Below are 1,373 nucleotides of genomic sequence, written 5' to 3'. Positions count from 1 at the left end.
GATTATTCTTATTACTCTTTTCCCATTTATTTTAATGGGATGTGAATCAGATGAGCAAAAAAAGCAAAAAGCTCAGGAAGTCGTAAATGCTTTGATTTCAAATATTCAGATAGACAACTATGAATCTATTTACGAATACTATCCGTCATTTAAAGATTGGGTTGGTAAATATTGGAAGTATAAATCAATAGCCATTACTTCTACAATTTTGAAGGAAGATGGTTCTATAGAAATCTTTGCAAATTCAAATAGTGATGATCAATTATTCTTTCTTTTAGAAAAAATTGAGGGTAATTATAAAGTTCTTAAATCTAAAGGGTTATCTAGCTATTTTAACTCAAATATCTACAAATATTGTAAAAATATAGGTTGTATTGGAATTAATGAGTCTGACGTAGATATTGGAAGAATATGTAAAAACAATGAAACTGATTTTAACTATTTAGTCCGTAGTATTAAAAATAGAATTGAAGATAAGTTTAGACTTGAAAATCAATCACTAGCTAAACATGGTGGCTATGGTATACCTTTATATGTCACAGGAGATATTATAGTTAAAAATTATTCACGCTTTACTCTGCCCAGATATTCATATGATATTTACATAAAATTTCTTAACAGTAATGATAAAGAATTATATAAGTTCAAGTATCGAAGTAATTTTTCAGATATCCCTTTTAATTCAAGTGAATCATTAAGTATAATGCAAGATGTTGATAGAAGCTTTAAAAAAGTAGATGTTGAATTGGTAATTATAAATACAAATTTTATCGAAGATCTAATAGGTAAGTATGCAGAAGGTAGTTTATGTAATTATGCTGATAACCTATAGAAAATTGTAATTTTAAATATTATGAATTTTAGATTATTTTACATATTTATAGTTATGATGGTAATTTTATTTTTATCATCATGTAATAATTCTAGAAAAAATGACAACTTACTTTTAAATATTGCTTTTGAAATTCCGAGTGACGTCTATGAAACTCCGAGTGACGTCTATAAGCAAGAAATTGATAAATTAGTTGAGAAAAAAGAGTTAATAGTGAAGACCAGTAATAAAGAAATTGGAAAAATCATAGAGACCTCAATCTCTTACAAAAGAAAATTAAAAATAGGAAGTTTTCAAACAGAGGCTTATGTAAAGTTTAATGATGACAATCTTAAAAAAGGCTCACTTAGAAACTATACGTACGATTTGATGAGTACCTGCAAAAAAGAAGCTGATTCTCTTTTGTTTTTAAAAAAAAATAAAAAAGAAAGAATTCCTTATAATTATTGTATTTTAAAGTCAGATATTGATTCTATTAAAGCATATTTGGATAGAAATTATGGAAAAGGAGAGATTATTGAAATACAGAAGGGTTTATTTT

Annotated in this window: 2 protein-coding genes; both read left to right on the top strand. The window is 25.9% G+C overall.

All coding sequences use genetic code 11. From position 1 onward, the window contains the following. The coding region (locus tag IU405_RS01010) for a hypothetical protein (RefSeq protein WP_197436770.1) at positions 1-832 on the top strand (832 nt) is incomplete at its 5' end. Between the two features lie 21 nt (positions 833-853). Further along, on the top strand, positions 854-1,373 hold a 520-nt coding region (locus IU405_RS01005), incomplete at its 3' end, for a hypothetical protein (RefSeq protein WP_197436769.1).

It is taken from the genome of Polaribacter sp. BAL334 (genome assembly GCF_015767435.1).
In the GTDB taxonomy this organism is placed as follows: domain Bacteria; phylum Bacteroidota; class Bacteroidia; order Flavobacteriales; family Flavobacteriaceae; genus Polaribacter.
This window is presented reverse-complemented; position numbering and strand designations above follow the sequence as displayed.